The sequence below is a fragment of the Brevundimonas sp. genome (genome assembly GCF_024711105.1).
In the GTDB taxonomy this organism is placed as follows: domain Bacteria; phylum Pseudomonadota; class Alphaproteobacteria; order Caulobacterales; family Caulobacteraceae; genus Brevundimonas.
In genome coordinates, this window is record NZ_JANJTL010000107.1 from 1 (window position 1) to 25,266 (window position 25,266).

Sequence of the window (25,266 nt, forward strand, 5' to 3'; positions counted from 1 at the left end):
CAGGAGATGCGAGTGCTGTCGGAGCTGGCGTCGGGCCGAGCCAACAAGGAAATCGCGCGCGCGATGGGCCTCTCGCCGAACACCATCAAGACCCACCTGGCCAACCTGTTCGCCAAGCTCGGCGCTGCGACCCGCACCGAGGCCGTGACCCGCGCCCGCGAGCTCAGCCTGATCCCCTGAGCGGGCGATCTGGTCGAACTCACCCGTTCGGGCGATAGGATGTGCGCTGGGTCGCGAGCATGCTCCGGGCGTCGTCGCACCCACGGGGAGGAAGCCTGCATGGCTCGCATCATCATCGTCTATGGCCTGGTCGCGGGCCTGATCATCATCGCAGGCATCATCGGCACCATCGTCCTCCGGGGGGACGAGCCGCACGGCAGCGTCTGGCTCGGCTACCTCATCATGCTCCTGGGCATGTCGGCGGTCTTCATTGGCGTCAAACAGCACCGCGACCGGCACAACGGCGGGGTGATCAAGTTCCTGCCCGCTCTCGGGGTGGGGCTCGGGATCGCCCTGTTCGCCTCGCTGGCCTACGTCCTGGTGTGGGAGGTCTATCTGGCCGTCACCGACTACGCCTTCATGGACCAGTATATCGCCGCCGAACTCGATGCGCGTCGCGCCGAAGGCCTGTCAGGTCAGGCCTATCGCGACCTTGAGGCGCAGATGCGTGAGATGGCCGTGGCCTACCAGTCGCCGTTGTTCCGGCTGCCGATGACCTTCGCGGAGATTTTCCCGGTCGGACTGCTGGTCTCGATCGTGAGCGCGGTGCTGCTGCGAAACAGCCGGTTCATGCCCGTCCGGGCTCGCGCCTGAGGCGCGGCTTCTCGGGACAGGGGCGGCGGTCAGTCGCCCTTGTTCTCGTAGGTCGCCGTGATCGAGGCCTTGGCCAGCGTGTGGAAGTGCAGGTTGAAGCCGAACACGGCGCCGGAGTTGTCCGGCGTCACCTCGAGCTTCTCGGTATCCACGGCGAAGACGGTGAAGATGTAGCGGTGCGGGCCGTGTCCGGGCGGCGGGGCGGCGCCGCCGAAGCCGGCCGGCCCATAGTCGGTACGGCCCTCGACTGAGCCCGCAGGCATGGCGTTCGGCGACGCGCCCTCGGCCAGCCCGGTCACGTCGGCGGGGATGTTGGCCACCGTCCAGTGCCAGAAGCCAGAGCCCGTCGGCGCGTCGGGATCATAGCAGGTGACGGCGAAGCTCTTCGTACCTTCGGGCGCCCCGGACCATTTCAGGTGGGGGGAGGTATCGCCCTTGGCCTTGACCTGGGCGTCCGGCAGCGTGCCGCCGTCCGAGAAGCTGTTCGAGGTGAGGGTGAAGGCCATGGCTTTCCTCCGTCGTCAGGCGACTTCGATGCGGTAGCTTTCGATCACCGTATTGGCGAGCAGGGTCTCACACATCCGTTTAGCCTCGGCGGCCGGGTCAGCGGCGCCGTCGAGGTCGAACTCGATCAGCTTGCCGACGCGGGCGTCGGACACGCCGGACCAGCCCAGGCCCTTCAGCGCGCCCTCGACGGCCTTGCCCTGCACGTCGAGCACGCCCGGCTTGAGGAAGACGTGGATGCGAACCTTGGCCATCAGTGCAGACCTCCCTGAATCACGGTCGGCATGTCCTTCATGATGCCCAGGCGCTTGGCCACCTCGGTGTAGCTTTCGATCACATTGCCCAGGTCGCGGCGGAAACGGTCCTTGTCCAGCTTTTCGCCGGACGCCGTGTCCCACAGGCGGCAGGAATCCGGGCTGATCTCGTCGGCCAGGATCACCCGGCTGAAGTCGCCCTCGTAGATGCGGCCGAACTCGATCTTGAAGTCGACGAGCGTGATGCCGATGCCGGCGAACAGGCCGGTCAGGAAGTCGTTCACCCGAACCGTCATGGCCAGGATGTCGTCGATCTCCTGGGTCGAGGCCCAGTTGAAGGCGGTGATGTGCTCCTCGGTGACCATCGGGTCGCCGAGCTTGTCGTCCTTGTAGCAGAACTCGATGATCGAGCGGGGCAGGGGAGAGCCCTCCTCCAGGCCCAGCCGCTGGGACAGGGAGCCGGCCGCGATGTTGCGGCAGATCACCTCCAGCGGGATGATCTCGACCTCCTTGATCAGCTGCTCGCGCAGGTTCAGCCGGCGGATGAAGTGGTTGTGCACGCCGATGCCGTTCAGCCGCGTCATCACGTACTCGGAGATGCGGTTGTTGATGACGCCCTTGCCCTCCAGGACGGCCTTCTTCTGGGCGTTGAAGGCGGTGGCGTCGTCCTTGAAGTACTGGATCAGGGTGCCGGGCTCGGGACCCTCGTAGAGGATCTTGGCCTTGCCTTCGTAGATCTTCTTGCGGCGGCTGGTCATGCGGGGGCCCCTCTGGGCGGTGCGGGCCTGAAACGCGAGACGCGCCGCTCGACGGCGGCGCGGAGGCGACTCAGGATTCCGTGAGAATAGGTCGGGCGGAGATTTAGCGGAACGGCGCCCCTTTCGCAATTGCACCCAGAGGCGTTCCAGACACACCAACCGCGCGAGTTCCGCATACGTCGCGGTTCCGATTGATCGGCGCTCCGCCGCCCGATATGAGGGCGCCTTCCAATCAGTGAGACCCGCTTTCCGATGACGACCTTCAACGACCGCGAACAAGGCTTCGAGTCCAAGTTCGCCCTGGACCAGGAACAGGAGTTCAAGGCCGTCGCCCGCCGCAATCGTCTGCTGGGCGAATGGGCGGCCGACAAGATGGGCCTGAGCGACGAACGGCGCGCCGACTACGCGCGCGCCGTGGTCAAGTCCGACTTCGAACAGCCCGGCGAGGAAGATGTCTTCCGCAAGGTCATGCAGGACCTGGAAGGCTCGGGCCTGGGCGTGCGCGAGAGCGAGATCCGCTCAAAGATGGACGAGCTGATGGCCGTTGCGCGGGACCAGATCCGCAACGGCGAATAGTCCCGGCGAACGCCGGCGAATGGGCCGCGCCCCGTCAGGGACGCGGCCTTTTTTGCACGTGGGGCTCAGCCCGGCAAGACGACGGTGTCGATGGCGTGAATCACGCCGTTCGAGGCCGCGACGTCTGTCTGGACGACGCGACTTTGGTTGCCGGCGGCGTCGGCCAGGACCACGCCGCCCTCGACCACGCGGGCGGTGAGTTCGCCGCCCTGGACAGTCGTGACCGTCGCGCTGCCGCCGCCGGCCTGGATCTGCTCGATCAGGGTCGCGGCGTCCACGCGGCCGGAGACCACGTGATAGGTCAGTACGGCCGTCAGGGTGTCGCGCTGTTCAGGGGTGAGCAGGCCCTGCAGGGTCTCGGCCGGGATCTTCTCGAAGGCGGCGTTGGTCGGCGCGAAGATGGTGAAGGGGCCGGCGCCGTTCAGCGTCTCGACCAGGCCGGCGGCCTGAACCGCGCTCACCAGGGTGGAGAAGTCGCCATTGCCCTGCGCCACCTCGACGATCGTGCCGGACGCGGCGGGCGTGGCGGCGGCAGAAGCCGCAGCGGTGGACTCGGCCGAGGCCTCGGCGGTCGTGGCGGCCTCGTCAGCCGAGCTGTTGCAGGCGGCGAGCACGAGGGCGGAAGCGGCCACAAGGCCGAAGATGGTCTTCATGTCGTTTCTCCTGAGCAAGCGCCGCGGGGAGGCGACGCGGCAGGAGATACGAGAGGCATCCGCGATGGATGCAGTCAGCCTTGGCCGAACACCCGGGCGAAGACGGTGTCGACATGCTTGGTGTGGTAGCTCAGGTCGAACAGGGCCTCGAGCTCGCTATCGGACAGCACCACGCGATCATCCGCCTTCAGGAAGTCGAGGAAGGCCCCTTCGCCGCGCCAGACTTTCATGGCGTTCTCCTGGACCGCCGCGTAGGCGTCTTCACGCGAGACGCCGGCCTGGGTCAGAGCCAGCATGACGCGCTGAGAATGAACCAACCCGCCAAGGCGGTCGAGGTTCTTCGCCATGTTCTCCGGATAGACGTTCAGCCGCTCGACCACGCCGGCCAGGCGATGCAGGGCGAAGTCCAGGTGGATCGTGGCGTCCGGGCCGATGCCGCGCTCGACCGAGGAGTGGCTGATGTCCCGCTCGTGCCACAGGGCGACGTTCTCCATCGCCGGGGTCACCGCCGAACGCACCAGCCGGGCCAGGCCGGTCAGGTTCTCGGTCAGGATCGGATTGCGTTTGTGCGGCATGGCCGACGAGCCCTTCTGGCCCTTGTCGAAGAACTCCTCGGCCTCCAGCACCTCGGTGCGCTGCAGGTGTCGGATCTCGGTCGCCAGCCGCTCGATGGAGGAGGCGACGACGCCGAGCGCGGCGAAATAGGCGGCGTGACGGTCGCGTGGAATCACCTGGGTCGAAACCGGCTCGACCTGCAGACCCATCCTGTCGGCGACGTACTGTTCGACGGCGGGATCGACATTGGCGAAGGTGCCGACGGCGCCGGAGATGGCGCAGGTGGCGATCTCCTCGCGGGCCGTGACGAGGCGGCGACGAGCGCGTTGGAATTCAGCGTGATAGCCGGCGAGCTTGAGACCGAAGGTGACCGGCTCGGCGTGGATGCCGTGGCTGCGGCCGGCGCAGGGGGTCAGCCTGTGCTCCTTGGCCCGCGCTTCCAGCGCCGCCAGCACCCGGTCGACGCCAGCGATCAGCAGGTCGGACGACCGGGCCAGCTGGACGGCGAAGCAGGTGTCCAGCACGTCAGACGAGGTCATGCCCTGGTGCAGGAAGCGGGCTTCCTCGCCGACGATCTCGGCGACATGGGTGAGGAAGGCGATTACGTCGTGCTTGGTGGTGCGTTCGATCTCATCGATGCGGTCGGCGTCGAAGGTCGCGTCCTTGCCCTTGGCCCAGATGGCGTCTGAGGCCTCGGCGGGGATGACGCCGATCTCGGCCATTTTGGTCGCGGCGTGGGCCTCGATCTCGAACCAGATGCGGTACTTGGTCTCCTGGGACCAGATGGCGACGGCTTCGGGACGGGCGTATCGGGAGATCATGGGCGCCCCTAAAGGCCCCGGGCGGCGAATCTGTCAAGGAAGGCCCAGCCTCAGGAGGACAAGATGGAACTGGTGATCGGCGACCGCGCCTTCTCGACCTGGTCGCTCAGGCCGTGGCTGGTGCTCAAGCGCTGCGGGGCGGAGTTCACGACGACCGAGATCAAGCTGGACCAGCCCGAGACCGCCGAGCAGATCGCGCGCCACTCGCCGACCGGCAAGGTTCCGGTGCTCAAGGTCGAGGGCGAGACCATCTGGGACTCGCTGTCGATCTCGGTCTGGTGCGCCGAGCGCTATCCCGAGGCGAGGCTGTGGCCGGCCGACGCCCACGCGCGCTGGATGGCGCGGTCGGTCACCTGCGAGATGCATTCGGCCTTCATGGCGCTACGCAGCGAATGCGGCATGGGTCGCGAGCATCACATGGTCGGCAAGCCTGGCCCGGCCCATACGCCCTCGCAGGCGCTTTCGGCTGACATCCGCCGACTGGTGAGCATGTGGTCGGAAGCGCGGCGCCGGTTCGGAGGGGGAGAGGACTACCTCTTCGGCCAATGGTCGATTCCGGACGCCTTCTTCACACCGGTCGCCTGCCGCATTCGGCATTATCAGCTCGACCTGGCCGCGCACGGCGACGACGGAACCGCCCAGGCCTATGTCCGGACTCTTCTGAATGATCCGCACTTCCTGGAATGGGAGCGTGAGGTGCTCTAACCGGCGCTTGCAGGCGAGGCGAGGCCATGGCTTCCTTATGTCCATGCAGGAACTGGCGACCCGCCTCCTTCTGACGATTGCGGCGAGCCTCGCGCTCGCCGCGCCCGCGCTCGCCCAGGACGATCCGATCGGGCGCGTGCTCGACTGTCACGCGGGGCAGGAGGCGTGGCTGGAGGCGGCCGCTCACAACGCCCGGACGCTCGAGACGCTCGAATGGGAGCCGTTCGGCCGGGAGACCGGCTGGGAAACCTACGTGCCTATGACCCAGCAGGAGATCGGCACGACCTGCGCGCCGACCACGCCCGGCTTTGCGGCGGCGCTGGCCGCCTTCCAGGCGCGCTACGAACTGGAAGCGGACGGCGTGTTCGGACCGGCTACCTTCCAGGTCTTCAAGGGGGTCTGGCAGGAGCGTCGGCCGTTCGTCATGGCGCGGGTGAGGGGCGAATGTCCGCGGGCCCCGGAACGGCGCGAGCTGGCCGAGTTCGACTACATGGAAGAGACCGCTCGCCGACCGGGCCGAATGGTCCAGGCAGAGGCGCTGGCGGCATTCCGGCGGATGGTCGCGGACGCCCGCGCCCAGGTCCCGGAGATCGCCGCCGATCCGCTGCTGCTGACGGTCTATTCAACCTATCGGCATCCCGACATCGATGGGGTCCGGTGTGAGGACGACCGGAATTGCGACGGCCTGAGGCGCGCGACCTGTTCGGCGCACCGCACCGGCTGGGCGCTCGACATCAATGTGGGACAGGCGCCGGGATATGGGGTGGACTCGACCCATCCGTATAATCGGCTCGTGCAGTCGCGCGGCCCGGCTTACCGCTGGCTGGTGGCCAATGCGCACCGCTACGGCTTCGTGAACTACATCTATGAGCCGTGGCACTGGGAATACGTCGGCCCGGGGGCCAGCTACGCTCCATGACCCGCGCCTTCGCGCGGCGGCGCCTGACGGCCGGAGAACGGGCGATCGCGGACGCGGTGTTCGACGGCGCGCTCCGGCTCGACACGATCCGCATCCTGGCGGCGCCATCCCCCTTCAAGCGCGCCTTTGTGCCGGGCAGGGGATTTGAGCGCGAATGGATCGTCTGGCCCGTGGAGGGCTGGTCCGACGACTTCTCGACCGGTCCGCTGAGAACCCGATCCGCGTTCGTCCATGAGCTGGTTCATGTCTGGCAGGCGCAGCAGGGCGTGAACCTCGCATTGGCCAAACTCAAGGCCGGCGATGGAGTCCGCGCCTATGCCTATACACCCGATGAGACTTGTCGGTGGGTGAGCCTGAACATCGAGCAGCAGGCGATGGTGGTTGAGCACGCCTACAGGCTGTCGCAGGGCGCGACTGCTCCAGCGGCAAGAGCCTTCTACCGGTCTGTCACCCCGTTTTCGTGCGGATTGGAGGGGGCGTGAGGCGGCGTCATATGGCATGGCCGAGTTTCGCCTAAGATATATTATGCGAAATCTTAGATGAGACGCGTTTGGAACTGCCGACTCTACGCGTCTGAAATCGCGACCTCACCGGACCAGCCGTCGAACCCGACCTCGACGTGAGTCGGCGCCAGCTCCGACAGCCGGCGGTAGTCCAGGTCGATATGGAGGTTCGTTAGCACGGCCCGCCGAACGCCTGCCCGCGCGATCCATGCCAGCGTCTGGTCCAGGTGCGCGTGCGTCGGGTGACGTGTCCAGCGCAGCGCGTCAACGATCCAGAGCTCCACGCCCTCAAGCGCCTGGAACGCTTGCTCGTCCAGGCCAGACACGTCGCTCGAATAGGCCAGGCCGCCGATCCGGTACCCGACCGAGCCGATCGGCCCGTGAGCCTGCGGAAACGTCGTCACGGTGACAGGACCACCCGGGCCGTCACACCGAATGGTCTGCGCCTCCGACGTCAGCACATGCGCATCACAGATCGGAGGATATCCATGCAGCCCACGGAATATATATCCGAATCTGGCGTCCAGCGTGTCATGGGTCGGGCGGTCCATCCAGATAGGCACCCGCTTCCGCCCCATGGCGGCGAAGGTCCTGAGGTCATCGATGCCGTGCGTCTGGTCGGCGTGATCGTGGGTCAGCAGGACGGCGTCGATCGCCGTTATTCCGGCCGACAGGACTTGGGCTCGCAAATCCGGCGAGGTGTCGATGAGGATGGTGGTGGCGCCGTCGGGTCCGTTGCGCCGCACGGCCAGGGAGCATCGGGACCGGCGGTTCCTGGGTTCGTTGGGATCGCAGGCGCCCCAGTCGCCGTTCGGACGCGGCACGCCACCGGAGGACCCGCATCCGAGGATGGTGACCTCCAGGCCGCTCACGGCCGTGGGATCCGGTCGAACAGCTCGAAGAAGGCGTGCGTGGTGCGCGCCTCGGCCTCTTCGCGGCTCCAGCCGCGGATCTCGGCCAGCTTGTCGAGCACATGGACGACCAGGGCCGGTTCGTTGCGACGGCCTCGGTGCGGCACGGGCGCCAGGTAGGGGCAATCGGTCTCCACGATGATCCGATCGGCGGGCATGTCGCGGATCACCGCCCTCACCTCCTCGGCGGCCTTGAAGGTGGCGATGCCCGAGACGGAGAAGAAGGCGCCGAGTTCGGCCGCCGTCCGCGCGAGTTCGGGGCCTGAGGTGTAGCAGTGCATCAGGAGCCGGAAGGGCTTGGCCGCATGCTCTTCGCGGAGGGTCTCGGCCATCGCCTCGTCAGCCTCGCGCGTGTGGATCACCAGCGGCAGCCCCGTGAGGCGCGCCGCCTCGATATGGGCGCGGAACACCTTCAGCTGCACGTCGCGTGGCGACAGGTCGTAGTGGAAGTCCAGGCCGCACTCGCCGATGCCCACCACGCGCGGCCGGCTGGCCAGCTCAGCCAGCGTCTGCGGCGACAGGTCGGGGTCTTCCTTGGCCTCGTGCGGATGGACGCCGACCGTGCACCAGATGTCCGGGTGCGCCATGGCGAGTTCATGCGTCGCCTCGAAGGTGGCCAGGCGGTCGGAGATCTCAACCATCAGGGCGACGCCCGCCTCGCGGGCCCGGGCGATGACCGCGTCGCGGTCTTCGTCGAACTGGGGCGCGTGCAGATTGACGTGGCTGTCGACGATCATGAGGCGCGGGCGCGGCGGATCTCCGCCAGGGTCGAGAACAACACATCGGCGCGATCGAGGTTCAGCCCGGCCGTCTCTCCGGGAATCTGCGTCAGCCGGTCCCACACTCGCGCCCAGGCCTCGGGCGCGCCGCCTTGAGCGGCACGGCGGCGCACCGCTTCGGACAGGCGGGCGAACATGAGCTCCAGGCGGTCCTGGCCCTCTGCGCCCTTCAGCCGGTCGGCGAAGCGCAGCATCTCGGCGTCGTCCGGCGCGTCGCCCTCGACCAGGGCGCGGGCGGTGGCGTCGATCTCCAAGGCTCCCTCCTCCGCCAGCTGCAGCGCACGCCCGGGCGACCCGCCCGACATCGCAGCCAGCGATTCGGCGTCGGCGCGCGCCAGACCGGTCTGGGTCATCAGCCATTCGGCGACCGACGCCGCCGACCACGGACGGAAGGCCAGCCGGCGGCAACGGGACCGGATGGTGCCGAGCAGCCGCGCCGGCGAATGGGCCACCAGAAACAGCACGCCGCGCTCCGGCGGCTCCTCAAGAGTCTTCAACAAGGCGTTGGCGGAGTTGATGTTCAGGTCGTCGGCTGCATCGACGATGGCCACGCGGTGCTGCGCCATCGACGGCGACTTGGCGAAGAACTCCGGCAGGGCCCGGGCCTCCTCGACCGAGATGGACTTCTTGGTCTTGCCCCCTTCGACCTGGCGTTCGAGCACCAGCAGGTCCGGGTGGGCGTCCTGTTCGACGAGGCGGCTGACGCGATCCTCCGGGTCCGAGCCCAGCAGGCCACGCCGGAGATCGGGCGCGGCCCCCAGCAGACGCCGCGCGGCGCGATAGGCGAAGGTCGCCTTCCCCAATCCCTCCGGCCCCGTCAGCAGCCAGGCGTGGTGAAGCCGGCCCCGGTCGAGCGCCTCGAGAAAGGCCGCCTCCGGCGCCTCGTCCTTCAGCGCGTGATAGCTCTGCCGGGGCGACGGCCGGTCGGTCACGGGACCAGCTCCAGCCGTTCGGAGACGGCCTCCCACACCCGGGCGTCGACCTCGTCCAGCGTGCCGGCGGCGTCGATCACCGCGCAGCGGGCAGGCTCAGCCTCGGCGATCCGCAGGAACTCGGCGCGCAACCGCTCGTGGAAGGCGAGCCCCTTCGATTCGAACCGCACCTCGAACATGTCCCGGCCGAAGGCGCGCTCGAGGCCGAGCTCGACCGGCATGTCGAACACCAGGGTCAGGTCCGGCCTGTCGGCGCCGACCACCTCGGCCTCGATCGCCTCGATGAAGGATGGGTCCACTCCGCCGCCGGCGCCCTGATAGGCCCGGGTCGAATCGGAAAAGCGGTCGCAGACCACCCAGGTCCCGGCCTCCAGAGCCGGACGGATCAGCCGCGTCAGGTGGTCGGACCGGCCCGCATACATCAGCAAGGTCTCAGCCGTCGGCGTCCAGCGATCCGTCTCGCCGGTCAGCAGCAGGCCGCGCAGCGCCTCGGCCCCTTCCGAGCCGCCCGGCTCGCGGGTCATGACGACGTTCAGCCCGAGCGCGTTAAGCCGCTCGACCAGCCTGCGGGCCTGGGTGGACTTTCCGGCCCCCTCCCCGCCTTCGAATGTGATGAACCGTCCGCGTGACACGGCCGCACAATGGCGGCTCGCGCCCGGGAGGCAAGGCCGCGCGGCCGATTTATTGGGCGCGCACCAGGATGGCGTCGAACAGGCCTTGGCCCGCGAGCATGCTGCGCTCGCGTTCAGCCTCGGTGCGGCCCGTCCAGGGCCCCACCAGAACCCGATACATTGGCCGGTCTCCGACGCGGACATCCTCGATTCGCACGCGGCCATCGCGGCCAAGCCGGCGACGGAGCGCCTCCGCGTTGTCGCGCTCGCCGAACGTGCCGACCTGGATGAAGTAGGGCGTCGTGTCCGCCGGCTCCGAGGGGCGCGACACCGCCGGCGGCGAGGTCAATGCCGCCTGCTGCACCGGCCCGACCGAGCCCAGCCGGGGCGCCGGCCCGACGTAACGCACCCGCACCCGGGCCAGGCCCTGGGACCGCACGCCAAGCGCATCGGCCGCGCCGCGCGACAGGTCGATCAGCCGATCGTCGACAAAAGGCCCGCGGTCGTTGACCCGCACGATGATGCTCTGTCCCGTCTGCAGGTTCGTGACCTCCACCAGCGAAGGCAGGGGCAATGTCGTGTGCGCCGCCGTGAGCGCGTGCATGTCGAATATTTCGCCCGTCGCTGTCGGGCGGCCGTGGAAGGCGTCGCCGTACCAACTGGCGACGCCAGTCCGGTCGTAGGCTTCATCCATCTCCGGCGTGTACCAGCGGCCCCTCACCTGATACGGCCGCATCGTCCCACGGACGATCGGAGCCGGGTCGGTCACCTCGGCGGAGACGGAGGGTGCGTAGAGTTGCGGGCGCACAGGCGCTGGCTCAGCTCCAGCGAACCCGCAAGCCGACGCCAGCAAGGCCACGGCGATAGCCGCGCAGATCCGCCAGATCATGGGAGCCCTCCCCGCCAAAGCCCTTGATCATGCCAGCGGAACTTTCCGCTTTGGTTAACCGCGCCTGAGCCGCTACAGCCCTGCTGCGAGGACAGGTGGCCGAGTGGTTTAAGGCAGCGGTCTTGAAAACCGCCGTGGGTGGAAGCCCACCGTGGGTTCGAATCCCACCCTGTCCGCCAGCCGGTCTTCGACACCCAACCCGGGACGTCTGCGGCAGCTACCTAGAGACGCGTGCGCGGCCCTAAAGCGCCCAAAACCCAGTCTCGACCTGATGACGGGCCCAATGCCGCTGTCAGCTTAGCCGCCACTGCGCAAGGTTAGCCCCAACTCTTCTGGAGTCAGGCGTTAGTCGCAGCCCCAAGTCGCCAGGACTTCGAAGCGGGGACATTGAAAGCGTGGACCAAAACTAGGAACCGATCATTGCACGGGTGAAGATCATCCATGCATTTACATTGCAGGTGCGTCGCCCCTCGGGGACCGGCGACTTGACCGCGCGTTTCGACGAACATAGCTTTTCGAAACCACGAGCGGGGCGCAGATGAGACACTGGCGGGTTCCGGTAGCGCTGGCCGTGCTCGCTATCGCCGGATGCGGCGATGACAGGGTTCAACCCGATCACATGAGCCTGCCGGGCGAGGTCTTCCAGGTGAACCCTGATCCCGACCCCGAGGTCATGTCCTGGGCCGGCTGTCTAGACGCCGTCACGCAGTGTCTCGAAGGCGGCGGCACGGTCCGGACCTGCACCACGGAGGCGTCATGCCGGCCCCAGTGCGTAGCGGCGCTTGAACGGGCGCTCGAAGGCGCGTCCGGCCGCGAGGCCGAGCTGGACGCCTTCGAGAGCGTCTTTGTTGTGCCCGACGCGGTGTGCCGACCGGTCGAGCGCGCCGCGCCATGAACCGGGTCAAGGCGACGCTCCTGGTTTTTCTGGCCCTGGTGCTGGGCGCTTGGGACACGCGCGTGGTCAACGGCGACATCTGGCGCTCAACCTACTTCAGGGGACGGAGCGCATCGATCCCCGAGCATACCGATCTGGCGACCTTGGCGCTTCGGGAGCTCGGCGCGGCCGACATCCTCGGAAGGGACGGGAGCGCCGGGGTCACGGTGGTCGACCTGAACGCCACCTATTTCCGGGAAGAGCTTCTGCGCGGCACGCCGCGCGAGGGCGACGACCGGGATACGGCGGTCGAGGAGCGACTGCTCCCGCAGCCCGCCCGCTTCGCCGGCCTGCCGGACTACAGCTATGGGCCGGCCGACTGGTTGAACAAGAACCTGACCTGCCCCATTGGCGGCCCGGCCCGCAACGACGAGCTTTGCCACGAGTTCACGGGATGGCTCGGGGGTCTCAACGCCGTGCACTTCGGGTCCCAGGCCACGGCAATGTACGCGCGCTATCACGCCATCGCCCTGCAAAGGGCCGGTCGCGCCAAGCGGATGCGGGAAGCGATGACGCCCGAGGAGCGCCGGGTCTATGCGGACGCGCTGCGCGAAGCCGAACATCAGGCTTTGATGTACGAAGGCTATGCCCAGCACTTCTCCAGGATCGCTGGGCCATCGGCCACATGTGGGAGCGCTGGGACGGCCCCGATCGCACCCAGATAGCCAATGCGTCGGTCTACAGCGGCCTGGTCATCGGCGGTGTCGCCGGCCTGATCCATGGGGCGGAGGCGGTGGTCACGGCGAGGCTCGGCCAGAGCGGAAGGGATGCGGGGCTGGCGGCGGACCCCATGTCCTCGCCCCTGCCGGGCGACGGCGCAGCGCGCGCCATGACTTTCCGACATGTCGACAGCCCGGACACGCCACCCATTCCGGCCATCGGCGACGAACGGCTGGGAGACCTGGTGCGCGGCAGCTTCGGCGCGGGCTACGGCGGCGAGATCACCGACCAGCCGCTGGACGTCGCCGTGCAGCGCCGAGAGATGCTGACCTGCTCAAGGGCAGGTTGGGCCGAAGTCATCCGCGCCCTGGGGCCGGGCCCGGGCGGTGGCTATGGCGAGTATGGCGTCCGGCTGTCTGCCGACGCGCCCGATTTCGCCGTCGTCGATCAGGCCGACTGCTGGGATATGTGGGCCACCAACCGCTCCATGTACGAGGGCCTCGTCTACATCGGATCCCTGGGCGCGAACCCTGAGGGCGAACGGCTGGTCTTCGCAGGACTGGCCATCCTTCAGGCCGTCGCGCCTGCAGGCGTTCCCTATGACGGAACCCACTATTCCAGCACTGACCTGCCCGCGCTTGCCTGGAGGATGTGGCGCCGCCAGTGGCTGGACCCGGACGGAACGGACCTGGCGCGCGGAGGGATCGGCGAACTGTTCAACGCTCCCACCGGCGAGAGGGCGGGCCTGCCGGTATACGCCGAGCCAGTAGATCCCGAGGGTCTGCGAACGGAGGCGGCGGGCGGGGTCGATCGGCAGACGATCTTTGGGGCCATGCCCCTGGCCGATTCCGACCACTGGGGCAGCGTCGAGGGGCTGGAGCTGCTGGAACGCCTGCGCCGGTCCGACAGGGAAAGTTTTCAGCAGGCCTGCCAGTTCGTGGCGGACATGGCGTGGCAAGGGACCCACCCGAGCTATGAGGGCCGGATGTCCCGGACGCGTATGGTCGGCGGCGAGAGGGTTCGGTCGCTGGGGCACATCCGCACGGGGCATCGTGAACGCGAGATCGATGATCCCGCCGACCCGTTCTACATTGACCAGGGCTACGTCAGCCGGACGGAGGCGCGGGACCCCGCGCCGACCTTCGGCTCCAGGTCGGCCGCCAACTGGTGCGCGCGCGTGCCCATAGTCCGCCTGTCTCGGGATCCCGAGCTAAGGAACCAAAACATCGTACAGGTTCTGCCGTCCGATGCGCCGCGCGTGGAACTGATCGGCGAGGACTTCGGCGACCGGGAAGGCAATGTCTTCATTTATGAGCAGGGTCGCAGGCGGCGCACCCTCGGACGAATCCTGGACTGGGAGGATCGCCGCATAAGAATCAGCTTCCGGCCCGGCGAACTGAGCGAGGGGCGCGACTACCTCGTCGAAATCCGCACATTCGACGGTAAGCGCAGCGTGGGTCTTTTCATCCTGCGGATTCGTGCAAACGAGCCGGAGCCCGAGCCGCCGCCGCTCGTCTCGGCGCGCTGTAATGCGCCGCCGCCGCCAGTTCCAGATTTTGACATGGCAGCAGCCATATCCCGTCGGGTTGGACCCGACTGGAACAGGGCCGACCCGGCTGAACTCGCGGCGGCCATCCGCGCCGCTCGCGCCGAACTGGTGGCGCGCCAAGCCGGCCTTCGGCAGTTCCTGCTGGCGGAACGGGCCTGCATTCTGGAGGCAAGACCTGCGGGAATGCGCATTGTGGAGCGCGTCAGAACCGCGGGACAACAGCAGGCGGAGCGGGAGGCGGCCGCCCATTATCGTCGGTCTCGTTCTCCCGGCGGCAGCAGGGACTGCGCCGTCTGGACCGGCCAAGGCGAGCCGATCCGGTATCTGGTCAGCCGTAATGCGCTCGCGCCGCCGGAAGACATCTGGAGCCCCTACATCGACGAAATAGACGGGGTCATCCAGTTCGGCCGCTTCGCCGAGGCGCACGCCGGCGCCATGGCCTTGGCCGTGGAGCGTCGTGCCTCCCCAGTCCGCCGGAACGGCGACTTCGACATGAGGGTCACCGACCCCGCAGAGCTTCTGGAGCGGCACTACACCGCGACCGGTCCGGTCACGTCGCGGTTCTATAATCCTCCACTGTCCGAGCTTTCGGTTATGCAATCATGGTCTTCGGTCGCCCTAGGGTTATACGGCGTCACGGCGGAGGGGATCGTCAATCGCCGAGCCTATGAGCGGTGGGTCACAGTCGAAGCAGCCAGCGGCGCGGACGATCCGCTCGACGCCCTCTGCCGTCTTGCAAGCCCAATCAACTCCTCAGGATTTTCGATCTCCTACGCTCCGCTCCCGGGGTTCGGGTTCAGAACCGACACCTACTGGAGGCGCAATGGCCAGCGCTATGGCCGGATCGGCTGGCCCTCGCGGGCGGCAGCATCTTCGCCACCCGCCGTTACAGGCGCTTTTGTGACGGGGCCGGCGCCCTTGCCGTCGATCACCCTCGACCGACCGCCCGGCGGCCCGCCCCGCTGACGATCGCTGCGCCACGTGGACGCTCTTTGTGATGGTCAGCGACCACGCCTGCCCCTAGGGTAACCGCGTTATCCCGGAGGCGGTCATGCCCACCTTTTCAGCACCCGGCGCCGGCGGCTTCGAAATGCGGAGCGGAGAGCCTGGCGCTTCCATCTCCTCACTGTTCCTGGGGCCGCCGGAATCGTCCGCCAGCGATACGGTGAGCGCCGTCCGGTACTCCCATTACGCCGGCGTGGAGGTGCTCGGCGACTTCACCGATTTCGATGCTGAGGGCTGGCCGAACGCGGGGACGATCACGACCATTCGGTACTACGTCCTGGGAACTCCCGGAGATCCCACGTCGCGGCAGCTGCTCTATGAGGTCACGGACGGCGACTTCGACGCCGCCGCCTTCCTCGTGGCCGCCCAGTCGATCTGGGGGCTGCTCGATTTCCTGACGGCCGGTGGAGATCGCCTGGAAGGCGGCGACGGTGACGACAATCTCGTGGGCGGCGCCGGCGACGATGTCTATGTGTTCAACAGCGTCTACGACTGGTCGCATGAGTTGGCGGACGGCGGCTATGACACAGTTCTGGCCAGCACCTCATACACCCTGCGGTCCCACGTGGAGCGGCTCGTGCTGACCGGCAGCGGAGGCCACACCGGTATAGGCAACTGGCTCGACAATGAGATCTTGGGAAACGATGACGGAAATCGCCTGTCGGGGGAGTTGGGCGACGATCTGCTCGACGGCGGGGCCGGCGACGACATCCTCATCGGAGGCGCAGGCGATGACGTAATGGTTGGCGGCGAGGGAAATGACACCTTCCATGTCGATGACGCGGGCGACCAGGTCATCGAACAATGGGGCGACGGATTCGATCGGGTCTTCACCCGCGTCGACTTCACGCTTGCGACAGGCTTGGAAGTCGAGGAGTTGCGCGTGCGCGGTTCCCAGGGTCTGAGCCTGACAGGCAATGAATTCGACAACCGGCTGATCGGCGGGTCGGGCGACGACACGCTCAACGGTCACACAGGCGACGACGAGGTTCGGTTCGCTACATCTGGTCCGGCAGTTGTCGTCGACCTCTCGCTAGGGATTGCCACCGGTCAGGGAGAGGACCGGTTGCGATCGATCGAGAACGTGCGCGGCACCATGCAGGGCGACACCATCCATGGAAATGGGAGGGCCAACACCCTGACAGGCGATCAGGGCGACGATCTCCTGTACGGGCGCGGCGGTGATGATCTGTTGGTCGGGGGGGACGGAAGCGACGAGTTGCATGGGGGCGCTGGGAACGATGTCTTGAGCGGAGGCGCTGGCGTCGACACGCTGGTGGGAAGCGCCGGAGACGATATTCTCAAGAGCGGCGACGACAGTGATGACCTTAGCGGCGGCGAAGGCATCGACGTGCTGAGCGGTGGAAGTGGCGACGACCTGCTGCGCGGCGGAGACGGAAATGACGTCCTCCGTGGAGGCTCCGGATTTGACGGGCTGAACGGTGGCGAAGGCCTCGATACCGCGACCTATTCAGCGGAGCAGGAAGGGGTTCTCGTCGACCTTGAGAGCGGTGTCGCGATCACCTCATTCGACAACGACTACCTGATCTCCATAGAGCGGGTGGTCGGCTCCCAGTTCGACGACTGGCTCATCGGCGGCTTCGGTGACGACCGGCTGAACGGCTCGGGCGGTCACGACCTCATCGGCGGCGGGTTCGGAAACGACCGTCTCACAGGAGGCTCGGGTGACGACCTCTTCTACTTCGAGGCGGGAGGCGGCCTGGACACCGTCACCGATTTCGTCGCCGGGGCCGGGACGGAAGACCAACTCACCTTCGAGCCGGGCTGGTTCGACGACTTCGCTGACGTGCTCGCTCATGCGTCCGACACGGTCAGTGGCGTGGTCATCGCCAAGGACGGCATCAGCGTCCGGCTGCTGGGGGTGACCAGGGCCCAGTTGCACGAGGATGACTTCGTCCTGTGCGGCTGTCCTTCGATGGCGCCGCAGGCGATCTGGGACGCGCGTACCGTGTCCAAGGCGCTCGGCCAGCCGTTGGTGCTTCCCGGCGATGGGTCAGAGACGGTGGTCGGCGGCGCGATCGCGACCGGCGATATCTCCGCCCGGCCGCACTGGATGGACCACGGGTCGGACTGGATGCTGCTGCCGTAAGGCGGCATCCGCCCCTCAATGGCTAGCTGAAGCGTTCGACCGCGAAGGCGTCCAGGTGTGGACCTTCACCCTGAGACAGCGCCGCGATCCGCTCGGCGGTGATCGCAGCGAGGGTCACGCCCAGGTGCTGGTGGCCGAAGGCGTAGAGGATGTTCGGTCGGGTTCTGAGGGCGCCTATTGCGGGCAGGTAGTCCGGCAGGGTCGGGCGTGGGCCGACCCAGCGCTGGGCGTTCGGCTGAAACTCCAGGCCGAGCGACCTCACCTGGGCCTCGATCCGCCGCCACTTGCGCTCGTCGGGCGGGGCTTCCGGCCGGCCCAGTTCGACGTGGCTCGTACAACGAAGCCCCTCGATGTGCGGCGCGAGCACCAGCGAAAGGTCTTCGATCACCGCGGTCGGCAGTTCGGCTGGCCAGGCGGGGGCCGGAGTCTGAATGGAATAGCCTCGCTCCGCGATGAGCGGGACGCGCACGCCGAGGGCGCGCATCAACGCGCTGGACCAGGCGCCTGCGCAGACCAGCAGCCGATCCGCGCGAAGTCTTCCGCCGTCAGCCAGCCCGATGTCGATAGCCGGGCCAGCCGCAAGCCGCGCCACCGAGCCCGCGACGACCTGGCCTCCACACTGTTTAAGGGCGGCGAGGATCGCTCGACGGGCCTCGCCGGGCGAACGGAGGCGCGCCGTACCGTGGAATTTCAAACCGGCCACGGGCGGCCGGGCGTGCATGAGACCCCGATAGGGCGCGAGGTCTTCCGAGGTCATATCGCGAAAGCTGGCGGGGCCGGTGTTCGTCTCCGCCCACATCCGGCGGCCGCGCCGGGCCTCGGCTTCGTCGAGCCACAGCACCGCATGGCCGTCTTCGCGCAACAGGCCAGGCTGCCCGGTCTCGTTCGCTAGCCGCCGCCAGGCCGGCACGGCGTCGGCCACCAGCCCGCCCAGCGCCCGGGATCCGGCCTCGAAACGTTCACGGTTGGCGGCTGCGAGGAACCGCAGCGCCCACGGTAGCCAGACATCGATGTCGCGCCAGCGGAAGTCCAGCGGCCCACCCAGGCCGAACAGCATGCCGGCCGCCGCCCTCACGGTGGCCGGCGACGCCAGGGGCTCGGCCTGCTCGACGGCGATGTGGCCCGCGTTGCCGAAGGACGCGCCGCGCCGCTCGGCGCCCGGATCGACCAGCGTCACCTCGAATCCGGCCTGCTGAAGCCTGAGTGCGCTGGCCGCTCCGATCAGGCCGCCGCCGATCACAATGAAGGAGGTCACGTCCGCCTCAGCCCCGGGGTTGCGCCGTTCCGCGCCTGGTATACGGATGCAAGCGCAGCCTTGGCGAGACGCGCGATGAACCTGTTCGAACCCGACGCCTGGAAGGGAGTCTTTCCCGCCGCCACCACGCAGTTCGCGCCCGACCTCTCGGTGGATCTCGAAGCGACGGCCGCAACGCTCGAGGCCCTCATCCGCGACGGCGTCCACGGCCTGATCGTGCTGGGGACATGCGGTGAAAACAACTCGCTCGAAGCGGATGAAAAGCGACAGGTTCTGAAGGTCGCCGTCGAGGTTGCGCGGGGGCGTGTTCCAGTCATCGTTGGGGTTTCGGAGATGACGACGGCGCGGGCCGTGGCCTTCGCCCGCGACGCCGAGTCGATCGGCGCGGACGCCCTGATGGTCCTGCCGGCAATGGTCTATGTGCCGACCGAGGACGAGCTGGTCGCCCATTTCCAGGCCGTCGCCTCGGCGACCGACCTGCCGATCATGCTCTACAACAATCCGCCCGCCTATCGCGTGTCGATCGGGCTGGGCGCGCTGGATAAGCTGGCGGGCGTGTCGAACATTGTGGCCCTCAAGGAATCGGCGCCGGACACTCGCCGCTTCACTGACCTCAAGAACGCCTTCGGGGAGCGCTTCGTCCTCATGGCCGGCCTCGACGATGTGGCGTTGGAGGGGCTGATCCTCGGCTCCCAGGGCTGGATTTCCGGGCTGACCAGCGCCTTCCCGAGAGAGTCCGTCGCCCTCTACGACGCCTTCGCGCGCGGCGACCTGAAGACGGCGGTCGCGATCTATCGCTGGTTCATGCCGCTGCTGCATCTCGACGCCGAGCACGACCTGGTCCAGTCGATCAAGCTGGCCGAACAAATCATGGGACGCGGCTCGGAGCGGGTCAGGCCCCCTCGCCTGCCGCTGGACGGCGCGCGCCGGGCCGAGGTCACGGCCATGGTCGAGGCGGCGGCCGCCAGCCGGCCCGCCCTGCCGCAAGCGGCCTGATGCGCCACGTCTTCTCCTGCATCGACGGCCATACGGCGGGCAATCCGGTCCGGCTGGTGATCGGCGGCGCGCCGTTCCTGGACGGCGGCTCGATGAGCGAACGCCGCCAGGACTTCATGGCCCGCTACGACTGGATCCGCACCGGCCTGATGTTCGAGCCCCGCGGCCACGACATGATGTCCGGCGGCTTCCTCTATCCACCCACGCACCCGGACGCCGATGTCGGCATCCTGTTCATGGAGACCTCGGGCGTCTTGCCCATGTGCGGGCACGGGACCATCGGCATGGTCACGTTCGGCCTTGAGCAGGGCCTGATCCACCCGCGGACGCCCGGCCGCTTCGTCGCCGAGGTTCCCGCCGGCCTCATCCAGCTGGAATACGAGCAGGACGGCGACCGCGTCCGCTGGGTGCGCATCCGCAACGTGCCGAGCTATCTGGCCGAGCGCGATGTCCCGGTCGACATTCCCGGCTTCGGCGCCCTGACCGTCGACATCGCCTACGGCGGGAACTTCTACGCCATCGTGGAACCGCAGGGCCCCTATGCGGGTCTCGACGCCATGGGTGCGTCCGAGATCGTCAGGTTTTCCCGCGAGCTGCGCGCCATCCTTCGCAGCCAGATCGAGCCGGTCCACCCGCTCGACCCGACCATCCGCGGCGTCAGCCACGTGCTATGGGCCGATACGCCGAAGGGCGAAGGCGCCGACGGGCGCAACGCGGTCTTCTACGGAGAGCGGGCCATCGACCGCAGCCCCTGCGGCACCGGGACCTCCGCCCGCATGGCCCAGCTGCACGCGCGGGGTCGCCTCACCGTCGGCGAAACCTTCGTGCACGAGAGCTACATCGGCAGCCGCTTCATCGGCCGCGTCGAGGCCGAGACCGAACTCGGCGGACGGCCCGCCATCGTTCCGTCCATCCAGGGCTCCGCCATCGCCACCGGCCTGAACATGATCTGGATCGATGACGAGGATGTCTTCTCCCGGGGATTCACGGTCGTCTGATGCTCAAGCCCTCCGCCAAGCCTGTCGAAGCCCTCTCCGGTGCCGAAGCGCGCGAGGAGTTCGAGGCCCTTTCGGCCGAATTGGCGCACCATGACGCCCTGTATTATCAGCATGCTGCACCGGAAATTTCCGACGCCGAATACGATGCGCTCAAGCGCCGTGCGCTGGCGATCGAGGAGCGTTTCCCGGAGCTGGCCGAGGCCGGCGTGGAAACGCCCGGCCAGCGGGTGGGCGCGGCCCCCTCGACCCAGTTCGCCCCGGTCCGCCACGGCGTGCCGATGCTGTCGCTGGACAACGCCTTCGACGAGGGCGAGGTGCGCGACTTCGTCGCCCGCATCGGCCGCTTCCTGCGCCTGCCGGACGAGGACGCCATCGCCTTCGTGGCCGAGCCGAAGATCGACGGCCTGTCGGCCAGCCTTCTCTACGTCGACGGCGTGCTGCAGGTCGGAGCCACGCGGGGCGACGGCCGAACCGGAGAGGACGTCACCGCCAATCTGCGCACCCTCACGGACGTGCCCGAGCGGCTGGCCGGCTCGGACTGGCCCGCGCGCATCGAGGTGCGCGGCGAGGTCTATGCGGACAACGACGCCTTCGCGGCCTTCAACGCCGCGGCCGAGGCGGCCGGATCGAGGACCTACGCCAATCCCCGCAACTTCGCCGCCGGGTCGCTACGCCAGAAGGATCCGGCGATCACGGCCCAGCGGCCGCTGCGCTTCTTCGCCTACGCCTGGGGCGAGATCTCGGCGCCCTTCGAGGACACGCAGGCGAACGCCCTGAAGGCGCTGGAAGGCTGGGGCTTTCAGGTCAACCCGCGCTCGCGCCGGGTCGAGGGCGCTTCAGGCCTGCTTGAGGTCTACCGCGAGCTGGAGCGCGACCGCGCCGCGCTCGGCTACGACATCGACGGCGTCGTCTACAAGGTCGACCGGCTCGACTGGCAGGAGCGGCTCGGCTTCGTCTCACGCAGCCCGCGCTGGGCCATCGCCCACAAGTTCCCGGCCCAGCAGGCGACGACGGTCCTGGAGGGCATCGACATCCAGGTGGGCCGCACTGGCGCCCTGACCCCGGTGGCGCGTCTCCGGCCCGTGACGGTCGGAGGCGTAGTGGTGCGCAACGCCACCCTGCACAATGAGGACGAAATCGGCCGCCTGGACGTCCGCATCGGCGACACCGTGACCCTGCAGCGGGCCGGCGACGTCATTCCCCAGATCCTCGGGGTGGTTGACGCCGATCGCCCGGATCGCGGCAAGCCGTTCGAGTTTCCAACAATCTGCCCCGAATGCGGCTCAGAGGCCGTGCGAGAGCCGGGCGAGGTCGTGCGCCGCTGCACCGGCGGCCTGATCTGCGACGCCCAAATCGTCGAGCGGCTCAAGCACTTCGCCTCGCGCCGGGCCTTCGACATCGAGGGTCTCGGCGAAAAGCAGCTGATCGCCTTCCACCAGCGCGGCTGGATCTGCGAGCCGGCCGACATCTTCCGCCTGGCGCGCGACGAGGAGAAGCTGGCCGCGCTCAGGGCCGAGGATGGATATGGCGAAACCAGCGTCCGCAATCTCGTCGCCGGCATCGAGGCGCGGCGCATCATCAGCCTCGATCGCCTGATCTACGGCCTGGGCATCCGCGAAATCGGCGAGCAGACATCCCTGATCCTGGCGCGCGCCTACGGCTCGTGGGAAGCCTTTCGCGCCGCTGCAGAGGCGGCCTCGCAGGGCATACCGAGTGAAGCCTGGACTCGCCTCTCCGATGGGCATGGCGTGTCCCAGCGCGTGCTGGCCGCGCTCGCCGCCTCGGAACCGCCGGCCGCCGACCCATGGCCCGAGGCGCCGCTCGACCAGAAGATCGCCCTGGCCTTCCCGGGCGTTGCCGCGCCGGCCCGTCGGGCCATCGCGACCCTTGTCGAGGACTGGTCCGACATCCGCCAGCTCGCCCACGACGCCCGCGAGGGGCCTGGTGACGCCCTGCTGCAGATCGCCGGCGTCGGCGGCGTGGGCCCGGTCGCGGCGCGGGCCCTGGCCGAGTTCTTCCACGAGCCGCACAACCGCACCGTCGTCGACGCCCTGGTCGCCGAACTCGACCGCATCGAGGACGCCGAGAAGCCACGCGCCGACAGCCCCGTCGCCGGCAAGACCGTGGTCTTCACCGGCAGCCTTGAACGCTTCACCCGCGACGAGGCCAAGGCCCGCGCAGAGAGCCTCGGCGCCAAGGTCTCCGGCTCGGTCTCCAAGAAGACCGACTACGTCGTCGCCGGCCCCGGCGCGGGCTCAAAGCTCGCCGAGGCGGAGAAGCACGGCGTCGCCGTGCTCACCGAGGACGAGTGGCTGGCCCTCATCGGCGGCTGAGGCTCAGTAGTAGGTCCGCGAAACCAGGGATCGCTCCTCGCCGCCCTCCAGCGTCAGCCGCACCGTCCGCCCGTCGGCGCCGTTGATGATGTCGCGCAATGCCTCGGGCGTGATGTCGGCGGCGGGGACGCCGTCGATGGCGACGATCCGCTCACCCTGGGCCCACCCGCCTTCGGATGCGGGCGAGTTCCGCGCGACGTATTGAACCACGATGGCGTCCGCGTCCTTGCGGAGGCTGAGGCCCAGGCGGTTGCGCGCGAAGGGCTGGCTGATCGCCTCGCTGATCGGGACCAGCCACAGCCGGTCGTTGGTGTAGTCGGTGATCAGGCGGAAACGCCCCAGCACACCGATGCCGATGTTGCCGCGCGTGCGGTCCGAATCCACGGCCGAAGGTCCGGGCGGGGGCAGCACCGCGGGCACGTCCCTCAACTTGACCCCGCCGAAGGTGACGCTGGAGAAGGTGGCGATGCCGGCCTCGCGCATGCCACCGACCGCGCCCGACATGACGGTGGAGCTGGTGCGCCCGTCGAGCAGGCCCTGCTCCTCCGCATAACCTGGGAAGATGATCAGCGAACCGCCGTTGCCGATGTCGAAGTCGAACGGGACCGGCTGGCGGCCCTCGATCGATACCGGCACGGACCGGAGCCCGCCGGTGGCCTCGCTCAGCGGAACCTCGACGGCGTCGGATGGCGCGACGAATGTCCCCGGGGCGTGGAAGGCGATCCGGTGATGCGGGAAGTCCACGTCGACGATCAGCTCGTTAAAGGCGTCCTTGCCCAGCACCACAGGCAGGGGGCGGCCGAGCGCCTGGGCGATCGCGGATAGGTCGATGACCGCGACGGTCATGTCACGCAGAGTCAGGTCGCCGATGACCAGTGTCACGCCTTCGGCGAGCTGGGCGCTCGAGACGCCGCCGGTGCCCACCGCCGGAAGGTCGCCGCTGGTCTCCAGGCCGAGCTCGCGCGCGAAGGCGGCGTCCAGCACCGTCATCTCCGCGCCGCTGTCCAGCAGGGCGTGGGTGTCGGTCCCGTTCACGGTCGTGGGGAGGTAGATGCGATTGCCGCCGTGGAACTCGTAGTCGATCCAGCCGGTCGTGTCCGCGCCGCCCGCGATCTGGTAGCGCGCCTCGACGACGGGCCGAGCGAAGGCGTCGACAGGAACCACGGGATCGATGTCGACCTCGGTCCAGCGCACCACATTCGGTGTGCTCATCAGCTCGCTGGTCGCGATCTCCTCGAACGGCATGCGCACGCCCTCGACCAGCCGCCAGTCGCCGTAGTCGACCCAGCTCTCGCGTCGGTCGCGGACCATGCGGATAAAGCCGAGCTCGCCGGACTCAGGGTCGATAAGGAGTTCGTGCGCGTCCTGATCGCCGTAATCGACGGCGACGACGGACCAGGTGCGCCCGTCCCGCTCGACAGGGGCGGCGAGGCTGAGCGCAGCGGAGTCTTCAAGCGCCGAGCCGAATATCAGGGCGATGTCGCGGCGGCGGTCCTCCCGGCCGTCGGCGGCCATGTCCTCGACCTGACCGGTCTGATTGACGACCCAGCCGTGCTCGCCGTCCACGGCTTCATCAGACCGGAAGACGCCAAGGTCGACCCTCTGGCGAATGCTGCCGTCGCGCTCGGCGATCATCTCCACCTCGCCGGAGAATCCGGCGGTGGACAGGCTGCCTTCGGCGCGCACGCCTTGCATGGCCTCGAAGGCCGGGCCGCCGCGCCATTCGCGATAGCGCGCGATGAGGTCGGACAGCTCGTCGGCGCTGGCCGGCGTGACGGCCAGCAGGCTGGTGCTCAGAAGGAGGATCAGGCGTCTCATGCGGCGTCTCCGGCCAGGTCTTCGTTTCGGGGGTCGGGTTTCAGCAGGCCCTGGAGACCGGGCGGCGCCGACCTCAGCAGGGACAGATAGGAGAGTGGATCGGCCTCGGTGTCGCTCAGGGCCGACAGGCGGATCTCGGCGGCCATGCCGCTGTGCTGCAGGCAGGACAGGTAGACGCTGTCGCTCCAGACGGCGCGTACCACCTCGCCCCCGCCCCGCGCCATGAGGGCGGTCAGGTGCTCACGGCCATCGCTGACCAGGCTTAACTGGTCGCCCGGCCAGCGCTCCGAGAACGGTTCTCCGTGCGACAGCACCCCCACCACGCCCGTCGGCAAGGCCGTTTCGCGATAGACCAGGCCGGCGACCGCGACCCCGCGCCGCGCGGCGCGGCCCAGGGCGTCGGTCAGCCGGTCCATCGGCGAGGG

26 protein-coding genes and 1 tRNA gene are annotated in these 25,266 nt (G+C 68.3%); 14 read left to right on the forward strand and 13 right to left on the reverse strand.

Annotation, left to right across the window (positions count from 1 at the left end; translation table 11 throughout):
• Together Q0M60_RS08095 and Q0M60_RS08100 are read left to right on the forward strand one after the other, a co-directional pair.
• A partial coding sequence (locus Q0M60_RS08095; RefSeq protein ID WP_296818100.1) for a LuxR C-terminal-related transcriptional regulator occupies nt 1–180 on the forward strand: 180 nt, incomplete at its 5' end.
• Between the two features lie 99 nt (nt 181–279).
• Nucleotides 280–813, forward strand: a complete 534-nt coding sequence (locus tag Q0M60_RS08100) for a DUF4199 domain-containing protein (protein WP_296818102.1) — start codon at nt 280–282, stop codon at nt 811–813.
• A gap of 29 nt (nt 814–842) precedes the next feature.
• On the opposite strand, the gene Q0M60_RS08105 is transcribed toward Q0M60_RS08100, so the two are convergent.
• From Q0M60_RS08105 to purC, 3 genes are read right to left on the reverse strand one after another with little or no spacing between them, the layout of a single operon-like run.
• On the reverse strand, nt 843–1,319 hold the full coding sequence (locus Q0M60_RS08105; RefSeq protein WP_296818104.1) for a YbhB/YbcL family Raf kinase inhibitor-like protein: 477 nt from the start codon (nt 1,317–1,319) through the stop codon (nt 843–845).
• A 15-nt stretch (nt 1,320–1,334) separates the two neighbouring features.
• Entirely contained in the window at nt 1,335–1,571 is a 237-nt protein-coding gene (gene purS / locus Q0M60_RS08110; RefSeq protein WP_296818106.1) for a phosphoribosylformylglycinamidine synthase subunit PurS, read from the reverse strand.
• The gene (gene purC, locus Q0M60_RS08115; protein ID WP_296818108.1) at nt 1,571–2,329 is read right to left on the reverse strand and encodes a phosphoribosylaminoimidazolesuccinocarboxamide synthase; all 759 of its coding nucleotides are present in this window, start codon (nt 2,327–2,329) and stop codon (nt 1,571–1,573) included. Before purC ends, purS begins: the two co-directional genes overlap by 1 nt.
• Before the next feature lie 252 nt (nt 2,330–2,581).
• Between purC and Q0M60_RS08120 the strand changes: the two genes are divergently transcribed.
• Nucleotides 2,582–2,905: a DUF1476 domain-containing protein gene (locus tag Q0M60_RS08120; RefSeq protein WP_296818110.1), complete on the forward strand. Its 324-nt coding sequence runs from the start codon at nt 2,582–2,584 to the stop codon at nt 2,903–2,905.
• A 65-nt stretch (nt 2,906–2,970) separates the two neighbouring features.
• Here the strand turns inward: Q0M60_RS08120 and Q0M60_RS08125 are convergent, their stop codons facing one another.
• Together Q0M60_RS08125 and purB are read right to left on the reverse strand one after the other, a co-directional pair.
• Entirely contained in the window at nt 2,971–3,558 is a 588-nt protein-coding gene (locus Q0M60_RS08125; protein WP_296818112.1) for a fasciclin domain-containing protein, read from the reverse strand.
• Nucleotides 3,559–3,632: 74 nt separating this feature from the next.
• Nucleotides 3,633–4,934: an adenylosuccinate lyase gene (gene purB, locus Q0M60_RS08130; RefSeq protein WP_296818113.1), complete on the reverse strand. Its 1,302-nt coding sequence runs from the start codon at nt 4,932–4,934 to the stop codon at nt 3,633–3,635.
• 63 nt (nt 4,935–4,997) lie between these two features.
• On the opposite strand from purB, the gene Q0M60_RS08135 reads away from it, so the two are divergent.
• Genes Q0M60_RS08135 through Q0M60_RS08145 form a run of 3 tightly spaced genes read left to right on the forward strand, consistent with a single transcriptional unit; the run spans nt 4,998 to nt 7,040 of the window.
• Nucleotides 4,998–5,639 (forward strand): glutathione S-transferase family protein, encoded by a 642-nt coding sequence (locus Q0M60_RS08135; protein WP_296818115.1) that lies wholly within the window; start codon nt 4,998–5,000, stop codon nt 5,637–5,639.
• 43 nt (nt 5,640–5,682) lie between these two features.
• Nucleotides 5,683–6,558 carry a D-alanyl-D-alanine carboxypeptidase family protein gene (locus Q0M60_RS08140; RefSeq protein WP_296818117.1) on the forward strand — a complete coding sequence of 292 codons (876 nt, stop codon included), beginning with the start codon at nt 5,683–5,685 and terminating at the stop codon, nt 6,556–6,558.
• Entirely contained in the window at nt 6,555–7,040 is a 486-nt protein-coding gene (locus tag Q0M60_RS08145; RefSeq protein WP_296818118.1) for a hypothetical protein, read from the forward strand. Before Q0M60_RS08140 ends, Q0M60_RS08145 begins: the two co-directional genes overlap by 4 nt.
• Before the next feature lie 83 nt (nt 7,041–7,123).
• Here Q0M60_RS08145 and Q0M60_RS08150 read toward each other — a convergent pair whose 3' ends face one another.
• The 5 genes from Q0M60_RS08150 to Q0M60_RS08170 are packed head-to-tail and all read right to left on the reverse strand — an operon-like array spanning nt 7,124 to nt 11,183.
• Nucleotides 7,124–7,933: an MBL fold metallo-hydrolase gene (locus tag Q0M60_RS08150; protein WP_296818120.1), complete on the reverse strand. Its 810-nt coding sequence runs from the start codon at nt 7,931–7,933 to the stop codon at nt 7,124–7,126.
• Nucleotides 7,930–8,709 carry a TatD family hydrolase gene (locus Q0M60_RS08155; protein WP_296818122.1) on the reverse strand — a complete coding sequence of 260 codons (780 nt, stop codon included), beginning with the start codon at nt 8,707–8,709 and terminating at the stop codon, nt 7,930–7,932. The genes Q0M60_RS08150 and Q0M60_RS08155 overlap by 4 nt, the downstream gene beginning before the upstream one ends.
• Complete coding sequence (locus tag Q0M60_RS08160) at nt 8,706–9,683, reverse strand: DNA polymerase III subunit delta' (RefSeq protein ID WP_296818124.1); 978 nt, start codon at nt 9,681–9,683, stop codon at nt 8,706–8,708. Before Q0M60_RS08160 ends, Q0M60_RS08155 begins: the two co-directional genes overlap by 4 nt.
• On the reverse strand, nt 9,680–10,315 hold the full coding sequence (gene tmk, locus Q0M60_RS08165) for a dTMP kinase (protein WP_296818126.1): 636 nt from the start codon (nt 10,313–10,315) through the stop codon (nt 9,680–9,682). The genes Q0M60_RS08160 and tmk overlap by 4 nt, the downstream gene beginning before the upstream one ends.
• Before the next feature lie 49 nt (nt 10,316–10,364).
• Nucleotides 10,365–11,183, reverse strand: a complete 819-nt coding sequence (locus Q0M60_RS08170; protein ID WP_296818128.1) for a septal ring lytic transglycosylase RlpA family protein — start codon at nt 11,181–11,183, stop codon at nt 10,365–10,367.
• Nucleotides 11,184–11,272: 89 nt separating this feature from the next.
• Between Q0M60_RS08170 and Q0M60_RS08175 the strand changes: the two genes are divergently transcribed.
• From Q0M60_RS08175 to Q0M60_RS08195, 5 genes are all read left to right on the forward strand, one after another.
• Nucleotides 11,273–11,362: transfer RNA gene (locus Q0M60_RS08175), tRNA-Ser, on the forward strand.
• A 392-nt stretch (nt 11,363–11,754) separates the two neighbouring features.
• The gene (locus Q0M60_RS08180) at nt 11,755–12,078 is read left to right on the forward strand and encodes a hypothetical protein (RefSeq protein ID WP_296818130.1); all 324 of its coding nucleotides are present in this window, start codon (nt 11,755–11,757) and stop codon (nt 12,076–12,078) included.
• Nucleotides 12,075–12,782, forward strand: a complete 708-nt coding sequence (locus Q0M60_RS08185) for a hypothetical protein (RefSeq protein WP_296818132.1) — start codon at nt 12,075–12,077, stop codon at nt 12,780–12,782. Before Q0M60_RS08180 ends, Q0M60_RS08185 begins: the two co-directional genes overlap by 4 nt.
• Entirely contained in the window at nt 12,743–15,292 is a 2,550-nt protein-coding gene (locus Q0M60_RS08190) for a hypothetical protein (RefSeq protein ID WP_296818134.1), read from the forward strand. Before Q0M60_RS08185 ends, Q0M60_RS08190 begins: the two co-directional genes overlap by 40 nt.
• An 85-nt stretch (nt 15,293–15,377) precedes the next feature.
• The gene (locus tag Q0M60_RS08195; RefSeq protein ID WP_296818136.1) at nt 15,378–17,441 is read left to right on the forward strand and encodes a calcium-binding protein; all 2,064 of its coding nucleotides are present in this window, start codon (nt 15,378–15,380) and stop codon (nt 17,439–17,441) included.
• A 22-nt stretch (nt 17,442–17,463) separates the two neighbouring features.
• Here Q0M60_RS08195 and Q0M60_RS08200 read toward each other — a convergent pair whose 3' ends face one another.
• Nucleotides 17,464–18,696 (reverse strand): FAD-binding oxidoreductase, encoded by a 1,233-nt coding sequence (locus Q0M60_RS08200; protein ID WP_296818138.1) that lies wholly within the window; start codon nt 18,694–18,696, stop codon nt 17,464–17,466.
• Between the two features lie 75 nt (nt 18,697–18,771).
• On the opposite strand from Q0M60_RS08200, the gene Q0M60_RS08205 reads away from it, so the two are divergent.
• The 3 genes from Q0M60_RS08205 to ligA are packed head-to-tail and all read left to right on the forward strand — an operon-like array spanning nt 18,772 to nt 23,023.
• Nucleotides 18,772–19,692 carry a dihydrodipicolinate synthase family protein gene (locus Q0M60_RS08205; protein WP_296818140.1) on the forward strand — a complete coding sequence of 307 codons (921 nt, stop codon included), beginning with the start codon at nt 18,772–18,774 and terminating at the stop codon, nt 19,690–19,692.
• Nucleotides 19,692–20,690, forward strand: a complete 999-nt coding sequence (locus Q0M60_RS08210; RefSeq protein ID WP_296818142.1) for a 4-hydroxyproline epimerase — start codon at nt 19,692–19,694, stop codon at nt 20,688–20,690. The genes Q0M60_RS08205 and Q0M60_RS08210 overlap by 1 nt, the downstream gene beginning before the upstream one ends.
• Entirely contained in the window at nt 20,690–23,023 is a 2,334-nt protein-coding gene (gene ligA / locus Q0M60_RS08215) for an NAD-dependent DNA ligase LigA (protein ID WP_296818144.1), read from the forward strand. The genes Q0M60_RS08210 and ligA overlap by 1 nt, the downstream gene beginning before the upstream one ends.
• Nucleotides 23,024–23,026: 3 nt before the next feature.
• On the opposite strand, the gene Q0M60_RS08220 is transcribed toward ligA, so the two are convergent.
• Entirely contained in the window at nt 23,027–24,841 is a 1,815-nt protein-coding gene (locus Q0M60_RS08220) for an aspartyl protease family protein (RefSeq protein WP_296818146.1), read from the reverse strand.
• The coding region (locus tag Q0M60_RS08225; protein WP_296818148.1) for a hypothetical protein at nt 24,838–25,266 on the reverse strand (429 nt) is incomplete at its 5' end. The genes Q0M60_RS08220 and Q0M60_RS08225, both read right to left, overlap by 4 nt.

Bases quoted from the DNA above. Each gene is read 5' to 3' on its own strand.
- Q0M60_RS08155 (WP_296818122.1), bottom strand. From the start codon at position 8,709: ATGATCGTCGACAGCCACGTCAATCTGCACGCGCCCCAGTTCGACGAA.
- purS (WP_296818106.1), bottom strand. From the start codon at position 1,571: ATGGCCAAGGTTCGCATCCACGTCTTCCTCAAGCCGGGCGTGCTCGAC.
- Q0M60_RS08185 (WP_296818132.1), top strand. From the start codon at position 12,075: ATGAACCGGGTCAAGGCGACGCTCCTGGTTTTTCTGGCCCTGGTGCTG.
- purC (WP_296818108.1), bottom strand. From the start codon at position 2,329: ATGACCAGCCGCCGCAAGAAGATCTACGAAGGCAAGGCCAAGATCCTC.
- Q0M60_RS08125 (WP_296818112.1), bottom strand. From the start codon at position 3,558: ATGAAGACCATCTTCGGCCTTGTGGCCGCTTCCGCCCTCGTGCTCGCC.
- Q0M60_RS08140 (WP_296818117.1), top strand. From the start codon at position 5,683: ATGCAGGAACTGGCGACCCGCCTCCTTCTGACGATTGCGGCGAGCCTC.
- Q0M60_RS08190 (WP_296818134.1), top strand. From the start codon at position 12,743: ATGTGGGAGCGCTGGGACGGCCCCGATCGCACCCAGATAGCCAATGCG.
- Q0M60_RS08170 (WP_296818128.1), bottom strand. From the start codon at position 11,183: ATGATCTGGCGGATCTGCGCGGCTATCGCCGTGGCCTTGCTGGCGTCG.
- Q0M60_RS08135 (WP_296818115.1), top strand. From the start codon at position 4,998: ATGGAACTGGTGATCGGCGACCGCGCCTTCTCGACCTGGTCGCTCAGG.
- ligA (WP_296818144.1), top strand. From the start codon at position 20,690: ATGCTCAAGCCCTCCGCCAAGCCTGTCGAAGCCCTCTCCGGTGCCGAA.
- Q0M60_RS08195 (WP_296818136.1), top strand. From the start codon at position 15,378: ATGCCCACCTTTTCAGCACCCGGCGCCGGCGGCTTCGAAATGCGGAGC.
- Q0M60_RS08205 (WP_296818140.1), top strand. From the start codon at position 18,772: ATGAACCTGTTCGAACCCGACGCCTGGAAGGGAGTCTTTCCCGCCGCC.
- purB (WP_296818113.1), bottom strand. From the start codon at position 4,934: ATGATCTCCCGATACGCCCGTCCCGAAGCCGTCGCCATCTGGTCCCAG.
- Q0M60_RS08210 (WP_296818142.1), top strand. From the start codon at position 19,692: ATGCGCCACGTCTTCTCCTGCATCGACGGCCATACGGCGGGCAATCCG.
- Q0M60_RS08105 (WP_296818104.1), bottom strand. From the start codon at position 1,319: ATGGCCTTCACCCTCACCTCGAACAGCTTCTCGGACGGCGGCACGCTG.
- Q0M60_RS08145 (WP_296818118.1), top strand. From the start codon at position 6,555: ATGACCCGCGCCTTCGCGCGGCGGCGCCTGACGGCCGGAGAACGGGCG.
- Q0M60_RS08220 (WP_296818146.1), bottom strand. From the start codon at position 24,841: ATGAGACGCCTGATCCTCCTTCTGAGCACCAGCCTGCTGGCCGTCACG.
- Q0M60_RS08100 (WP_296818102.1), top strand. From the start codon at position 280: ATGGCTCGCATCATCATCGTCTATGGCCTGGTCGCGGGCCTGATCATC.
- Q0M60_RS08120 (WP_296818110.1), top strand. From the start codon at position 2,582: ATGACGACCTTCAACGACCGCGAACAAGGCTTCGAGTCCAAGTTCGCC.